This is a genomic window from Vitreoscilla stercoraria DSM 513 (assembly GCF_000382305.1).
Lineage (GTDB): Bacteria > Pseudomonadota > Gammaproteobacteria > Burkholderiales > Neisseriaceae > Vitreoscilla > Vitreoscilla stercoraria.
The window spans coordinates 1-7,696 of the sequence record NZ_KB908045.1; the positions used below are offsets into that span (position 1 = coordinate 1).

Genomic DNA, 7,696 nt, shown 5'->3' on the forward strand with positions numbered 1-7,696 from the left:
AGTATTGGCGGCAACAGTTCAAAAATTCATTTGGCAGTTGATGCACATGGTAATCCGCTTGAGTTTCTTGTGGGCGATGGCATTACTCATGATATTAAAATAGCACCGATGTTGCTGCAGCTTTTGGACTTGAAAGATACTGAGTTTTTAAATGCAGACAAAGGTTATGACTCTGAAGAATTTAGGAATTTGGCTTATTCAAAGGGAGTACGTGCCAATATTCCACGGAAGAAAAATGCCAGAACCAGTAACTCACATATGGATTGGTTGATTTACCAGGCTCGGCATGTGGTTGAAAACACTTTTGCCAATTTAAAACATTACCGAGCATTGTCCAGTCGCTACGATAAGCTGCTAAACAGTTACATTAGCACCGTAGCACTTGCTTGTGGCTTGATTTGGTTGAAATTATGAATGTTCAACAGACCCTAAAATACATCGTACACATTATGGTGTTTAAAAGCAATAATATTACTTGACATTGCCATTATTCATAGCAGGAGTGAGACAATTTTTTTTAGTTAAAGTTCTTTTTCTAGATTCAGGGAACGCCTCAAATCCTTCACCCAAACCTAGCCCACAATATCACTTTGTGGGTTTTTCATTTTAGGCAGGGTACATCATGGCAAAAAACAAATCGGAAATCATCCGTTACAACATTACCGACCGAGGGCGCAAGCACATCGGTAAGCCGCGCAATTTCAACGTGGCTCAAGTGGTGCGTTTGATTAACGGGCCGCAAGTGCAAGAGATGGTCAATTCAGGTGACATGTATGGCTATTTGGGGCATGGGGTAAGGGCTGAATGGGGCATGCTTCCGAGTGAAACCGTATTGGCCAATGATGGCCAAGGTCAAAAATACGTGGCGATTGAGCCGGCCATCCGTACCATCCACATCACTGCCAGCCAAGATGGAACCATCGAGCACCAAGCTGAGTTTTTGGACAATGAATTGGGTCGTAAAGCTTGGGAATGGTATCAAGCCAAAATCGGTGGCTTTTCAAGTGTGTTCACACCCACTCCCGAAGCCCCGACACAATTTTACGGCTTTGATTACGTGATGGTCCCTAATTTTGCCACCAATCGTGGTTATGAAATGGTGATGGACGGTGTGTTTGATTTGGATCGCCTGACATCCAAGCAGCAAATGGAATGGCTCAAAGCACGTGACATCGAGCGGCGTGTGGTGATGGACAGTGTGCGTAATCGACTTGGCCAAGTTGTCAGTGATTTGGAAATTGCCGACGTTGTGGTGGAGCAAGAACGTTTGGAAAAACAGCAAATGGCATCTGTATTGGATGATGCTTTATGGCGTTTACAGGACGCTGAGCATCGGTTACGTCAATTTGACGTGAAGCCTGAGCCGATGTTGAAGCTGGATATTTCTGAAACCAATTGGCTGTCACAAACCAATACACAAGCGGTGTTAGACAGTTTGAATGAATATGCGGGGAAAACTCAAAAAATGCCTTTAATGGTAGATAACTGGTCACCGATTGATGATTTGTTCAAGTGAGGGAACATCTCTAAAACACCCTCACAGCCGCATTGATAATGACCCATTGCAAACCACGTAATGGGTTTTTTCATGTCAACCAAATTGCAGATTCAATTACAGCACGACGATGATGGATTTTTAATCGGTAAAAAGCGCATCAAAACGCTTGAAAACACCGTCGCTGCCACGCACAAAAACAGTGAAACCATTTTAAACCACATCAAGATACAAAAATCAGGGCAACGAATGGTGGTTTCAGGACGCTTGCGGCTGGACGGTAGCAGCCAAGGTCAATCCACGCCAACAACACAGCGCAAACCGATTGTTCAAACCAACCGCCCACGCTTGGCCAACACCTCAAATAAGGCTCAACAAATCGGAAATGCCAACACGGCACATCCTTTGGCCAATCAAGGTGAGCATCAAAAGAAAAAACAATTGACCCGTGAGCAGCGTCGTTATCGCGATGCTCAAGCTCGCAGCAATCACCGTCAAGAATTGATGCTCAAAGAAATCAACAAGAACCTCAAAAACAATCGAAGCAGCTTATTGTCGTGGATGGGCAAACTTTTACCGCTACTGGGTATGCTTGCATCTAGTTTGGGGTTTTTGAGTGCAGGCGGTGGTCTTTTGCGCAATCTGCTCAAATCACCGTTGCTGATACCAGGGCGCAATCCGCAAACACCAAGAAGACCACCAACATCGCCAAATCCTAGCGTACCACCGATTGCACCACCCAATTCCAATCCAAGTCCAGCAGGTCCAAGTAGCTCAAAGTGGGAAATTTTAAAACAAGGTTTGAAGCTGATTGGCAAAGGCGGTGCACTTTCTGCTTTGTTTGCGCTGTTTGAAGGTATTAGTGTCGAGCAAAGCGACCTTGAGCGCCATGAAAAAAACAAAGAACATGCTAAAAACTTTGCAGTAGCTGGCGGTGGTGTGGCTGGCGCAATGGCAGGCGGTGCGGCAGGTGCTGCTATTGGCTCTGTTGTGCCTGTACTTGGTACGGCAGTTGGTGGTGTTGTCGGTGCAATTCTTGGAGGCTTAGGCGGCTCTACTTTGACAGAATATTTTGTTGAGCGTGTGGATAAGGCGATTGATAAAGATTTAAGCAAAAAGATGTTTGGATCATGGAAAGGCTTTATTGATGTTGCCAAATCAGGTGCTAGCCATCTTTGGCAGTCATTAATTCCTAGTAAATTTCAAACATTCTTTGACAAGCTTGGTATTGATTCGAGTTCCTTATGGTCAACAGTGAAAGGACTTGCTGATACCACATGGAAAGGCATAGGCATAGCGGGTATTGCTTTATGGAAAACCATCGTTCCTGAAAAAGTACAGGTGTTTTTTGACAAGCTGACAAGTCTGGGTAAAGAGGCATTTGATGCGTTCAAAGAGGGTTTTAACCGATTGTTTGAAGCTATTGCTAAAACGCCAGTTGGTCAAACTATTAGTGAAGGATGGAATACTGTGAGTCGCTATGCTGGCGATGCTTGGGAAAAAACCAAGCAATTTGTGGGCGTAGGCGATGATAAAAATATGTATAGCATGGATGCTGGTGCAGAGACCCCAAAAAGACAGAATATGGGCTCAATGGATGCAGGGGTTGAAGTACCTAAATCCAATCAACAGGCACAGCCAAATGGTCGTAAATTGACTACTTGGCAGGATTTAAAACTAAAACGCGTTGATGCGAATTTCAAAGGAAAAACCGTTACCGAATCAATCGGTGGAGGTAAAACCGAACAAGGTACGATTGAATTTGCAAAAACCATGCAAGATAAACTGGGTAGCCGTTTGCATTGGTTTAGTGCATTTAATGATGTTTGGCATCAAGTAAATAGTAAGAACTCTAAACATACACAAGGCTTAAAATTTGATATGACTCTCAACAATCAGTCAGGGAATAAAGCCAGTGAGGCAGAAGGACGTAATTTAGCCCCTAAGATTGTTCAAGAGATGCATGATGAGCTAAAGAAACAAGGATTTAAAGACAAAAAAGATTACATCATTCGAGATGAATATACCAAACCATCAGGCAAGGCAACCGCAGGCCATATTGATTTTGAATGGCAAAGCAAAGAAGCTGCTGCTAGGTATGCAAACATGGTTACTGGCAACAATAAACCGACAACGCAGCATGTTAATCAACAATCGGGGCAAGGCACTCCGTCCAATGCCAATGCTACTGGTCGAGTTTTACAATTGACAGACCAAGACATTGAAAATTTGATTAAAGTAACAGATACCGAAGTGGTTAAATTCAAGGATCAAGCTACGTTTGAAGCACAGGCTAATGGAGTAATGGATACTTTGCTAAACAGGCTTGAATCAGGCGTATGGGGTAACTCTATGAGTGATGTGGCCAATGCTAAAAATCAATTTACCAAAATCAATGGGCCTAAAGGCTATTATGCCAACGGCAAGTGGGTAGATAATAATCCTTATGGTTCGGTACAAAATATGCCCTCATCGGCTGTTAGCGCAAGAACGAGAGCCTATGCCATGAAATACATAAAAGAGCGTGAAAATGGCCGCCCGTCTAGTGTTGGTAGCCACTTACACTATGCTAACCCAAACATGTCTGATGAAAAAAATAAAAAAGCATGGGTTAATGACATGGAAACCAGTGCAAGAAAAGAGGGCATGGTTTTTGGAGCTGGTAAAAGCATCCATGTTCATGGCACTACCAAAGATTTACAATCTCGCCGCCCAGGTGCATTTAGAGTGAGTCTTGGTTCTAAGCCAAGTCAAACCAAGCCAAAACTGCATCAAGTTAAAACGCCGCCTGTGGTTCAACCAAAATCACAACAAGTTGCTGTGAATGCTAATAATGTTGCTTTAAACGCTGCTAATATACAGCCTCAGAATATTCAAATGCCAACCAATAATGGTAATGGCCGTGGATTGGCCAATCAAGGTAGTATTGGTGGTCAGATTGCTCATGCGCCGATTAAACGTCAGGTGTCACATCCTGAAATTGCAAATGTTACGAGTGGGGGAACAGGGGCTTAAAAAATGCGGCTATTCTCTAGCCGCTTTTTTAATCATCAATAACGTCTGGAGAGTAGTCTTCGACTTTTAGCCATCCAAGACTTTTTTCACCATTATCTACCACATCTATATGATGTCCACCTTGATAAACAAGAACATCTCTATTCAAAAATGATAATTGCTTGAGAAATGATGATCTTCTTAAGGCATCTAAAGCAAGTTCAATATCTATACGCAGAGCGTCAAGGCTTTGCGAGTAATCCAAATCTAACGAGTTAACAAATTTGCCAAAAACCACTCGCTGCGTTCCATCTTTTAAATTGAAAATTCTTACATCGGCTTCTGATAAGTTAACTCTTCCGCCTATACCTTCAGCGGCAAATCCCTTTTCTATAAGTTCTAACATGGCGGTATTCAAAGAAATATTATTGGCTTCTGCATATTCCATGATTTTTTGATAGTGGTCTTGCGGCATTCTGATTTGAGTACGCTTCCAATCATCTTGCTTCACAGCTCTACCTGTTTGTGGCTCGGACATGTTAATTCCTTTAATTTATTTGACAAGATAATAACACTATGAAATACTTATTTCAATGACAAGATTATCATGTCAGAAATTAAAACGCCTCCTGACAATCTTGGCGGACAGTAGGAGGCGAGTGTCAATTAACAAATCGGAGATTAGCTATGACAGCTATAAGTTTACCGCAAATGAATCAACCATTAAATAAACTTGCAACTACTTCAGAAAATCGTTTTTTAGTACCTGTATTTCAAGGCACATTAAATGGCATTGATGAATCATTGGTTGATGCTCGTACTTTGCATAAAATTTTGCAGGTAGGCAAAGTATTTGCTGCATGGATTAAAGCCCGAATTTCAGAATATGGATTTGTTGAAAATGAAGATTTCAAAACTATTTTCCAAACTCGGAAAATAGGTCATGGGCGAGGCAAAATTGATTACCATCTCAGCTTAGATATGGCAAAAGAATTAGCCATGATTGAGAAGTCTGATATTGGTCGCATGGTTCGCCGCTACTTTATTCAATGTGAGCGTATTGCGAATAAAATGACAGGACGCTCAACCACCACCGATGAACGCACAGGCTTGCGTGATGCGGTCAATGCAGTGGTGAGTAAAAAAGGTATGTTGTATCCCGACGCTTACAAATTGGTACACCAATGCTTCAATGTTGAACACATTGATGAATTGACTTTGGAGCAAGTTGGCGAAGCAACCGAGTACTTACATCGGTTGTTGCTCACTACAGAAAAGTCAAGCGGCTATGTCTTGGAAGAGTATCAAGTCAAAAACTTAGTCAATGCAGCCCAAAGCATGGATTGGATTTTCTGTTGGTTCAACCATTACAAAATGGCGTTAAGCGTCATCAATCCTAAAATGGTCAGCTCAGTGAGCGAACATTTCAAAGTTGTGTGGATTCATACGCAAAACTTTGGTAGAAAACATGATATGGTGGCGTTGAATCACACGACGATGCGTGATTATCCTTGGGCTGCTGATTATGAGAGCCAAAAGGATTGGCGTAAAGTGGTGGGGATTTATAAGTAAGCTTGGGTTTGAATAGATTAGATGGTGGCGTCCTGTAGGGTTACAGGACGCTTTTATAACCTGAATGATTATCAAATAACTATAACTCAGTTAAGATAGACTAAGTTTTTAGATATATAAAGAGAATACATGATGGCTGGCAAAAATATTGAAGTAGATCTGATTGATTCACCTTATGCTCAAATGCTTGAAAAAGATGGTCAATACCTGTCTATTCAAATTTACAAATTACCAGGTGAAAATTGGACGTTGGAGATTGTGACTCCAGATAACACTTCAACTGTTTGGGATGAAACTTTTACAGATGACAAAGTGGCTTTTAATACGGCCATAGAGGCTATTGATGAGGCTAGAGGTGTTCTTGGATTTATTGAAGAAACTGAAGCTGCGGTAAAACGTAATCCATCCTATTTGAATTAAGCAATAGAGAGAAATGATATTAGAAATTTCATTTTAAGAACTTTAATGCATTATTAAATTTGACGGAAGTATTTTTTGTATATACACTGTATATACTTTTTTGCAAATACACACTTTAATTTTTTCAGGATTCAAGCTATGGAAGATTCCAATAAAAAAACTAAAGTGCGCAAAAAAGACAGCCAGCTCTTAATTCGAATCAATGGTGAGGAACGCGATGAATTTGTTCAGTTGTGCGAGCAATTGGATACCAGCGCCGCCAGAGAGTTAAGAAAGTTTATCCGAGATTTTATGAAAAAACACAAAGTTTCGGATCAATCAAAACAGGAGTAAGGTTATGTCAGTATTGAAAAAGTTAAACAAGAAAATCAAGTCTCGCAAAACTAAAATTGCCAAGCATGAAGGCAAATTGGCGAAGTTGAAAAAACAATTGAAAAAAGCTAAGTAAGTTTTCAGCTTGATTACTAAGCGTAGCCCACTATTAACGTAGTGGGTTTTTGTTTGTTGGTTAGATGCAGGTCATGAATTTTTCGGATTTGAAAAGTGTATGAAGTATGGTTAATTATTTGATGTGTGTAAGTGTGACCGATTTTTATATTGTGGCAGGTACGCTGTAGTTGATAATTTATGCCTTAGTGTTGAGCTGGCACAGGTGGCGTTTAAGCCTGCTTGATGGGTTGAGTGTTGGGAAGTATTGTATGGTGGCGTCCTGTGGAGTTACAGGACGCTTTTCTGCTTTTTTATAAAAATTAATCAATTTCCAATGATTTATTGTATTTGATTATAGGGTCTGTTGAACATTCATAATTTCAACCAAATCAAGCCACAAGCAAGTGCTACGGTGCTAATGTAACTGTTTAGCAGCTTATCGTAGCGACTGGACAATGCTCGGTAATGTTTTAAATTGGCAAAAGTGTTTTCAACCACATGCCGAGCCTGGTAAATCAACCAATCCATATGTGAGTTACTGGTTCTGGCATTTTTCTTCCGTGGAATATTGGCACGTACTACCTTTGAATAAGCCAAATTCCTAAATTCTTCAGAGTCATAACCTTTGTCTGCATTTAAAAACTCAGTATCTTTCAAGTCCAAAAGCTGCAGCAACATCGGTGCTATTTTAATATCATGAGTAATGCCATCGCCCACAAGAAACTCAAGCGGATTACCATGTGCATCAACTGCCAAATGAATTTTTGAACTGTTGCCGCCAATACT

8 protein-coding genes are annotated in these 7,696 nt (G+C 41.0%); 6 read left to right on the top strand and 2 right to left on the bottom strand.

Annotation, left to right across the window (positions count from 1 at the left end; all coding sequences use genetic code 11):
- From H150_RS0113190 to H150_RS15195, 3 genes are all read left to right on the top strand, one after another.
- On the top strand, positions 1-414 hold a 414-nt coding region (locus tag H150_RS0113190; protein ID WP_019959525.1), incomplete at its 5' end, for an IS5 family transposase.
- 208 nt (positions 415-622) lie between these two features.
- Entirely contained in the window at positions 623-1,516 is an 894-nt protein-coding gene (locus H150_RS14915; protein WP_019959526.1) for a hypothetical protein, read from the top strand.
- Between the two features lie 72 nt (positions 1,517-1,588).
- Positions 1,589-4,510: a cell wall hydrolase gene (locus H150_RS15195; protein WP_169708887.1), complete on the top strand. Its 2,922-nt coding sequence runs from the start codon at positions 1,589-1,591 to the stop codon at positions 4,508-4,510.
- A gap of 28 nt (positions 4,511-4,538) precedes the next feature.
- Here the strand turns inward: H150_RS15195 and H150_RS14570 are convergent, their stop codons facing one another.
- The gene (locus tag H150_RS14570) at positions 4,539-5,027 is read right to left on the bottom strand and encodes a hypothetical protein (protein WP_019959528.1); all 489 of its coding nucleotides are present in this window, start codon (positions 5,025-5,027) and stop codon (positions 4,539-4,541) included.
- A 149-nt stretch (positions 5,028-5,176) separates the two neighbouring features.
- On the opposite strand from H150_RS14570, the gene H150_RS14920 reads away from it, so the two are divergent.
- The 3 genes from H150_RS14920 to H150_RS0113220 all read left to right on the top strand — a co-directional run bounded on the left by H150_RS14920 (position 5,177) and on the right by H150_RS0113220 (position 6,814).
- Complete coding sequence (locus tag H150_RS14920; protein ID WP_019959529.1) at positions 5,177-6,061, top strand: antA/AntB antirepressor family protein; 885 nt, start codon at positions 5,177-5,179, stop codon at positions 6,059-6,061.
- Positions 6,062-6,190: 129 nt separating this feature from the next.
- A complete protein-coding gene (locus tag H150_RS0113215) occupies positions 6,191-6,481 on the top strand; it encodes a hypothetical protein (protein ID WP_019959530.1) in 291 nt (96 codons plus the stop codon).
- A gap of 138 nt (positions 6,482-6,619) precedes the next feature.
- Positions 6,620-6,814 (top strand): hypothetical protein, encoded by a 195-nt coding sequence (locus H150_RS0113220; RefSeq protein ID WP_019959531.1) that lies wholly within the window; start codon positions 6,620-6,622, stop codon positions 6,812-6,814.
- Positions 6,815-7,282: 468 nt separating this feature from the next.
- Here the strand turns inward: H150_RS0113220 and H150_RS0113230 are convergent.
- A partial coding sequence (locus H150_RS0113230) for an IS5 family transposase (RefSeq protein ID WP_019959533.1) occupies positions 7,283-7,696 on the bottom strand: 414 nt, incomplete at its 5' end.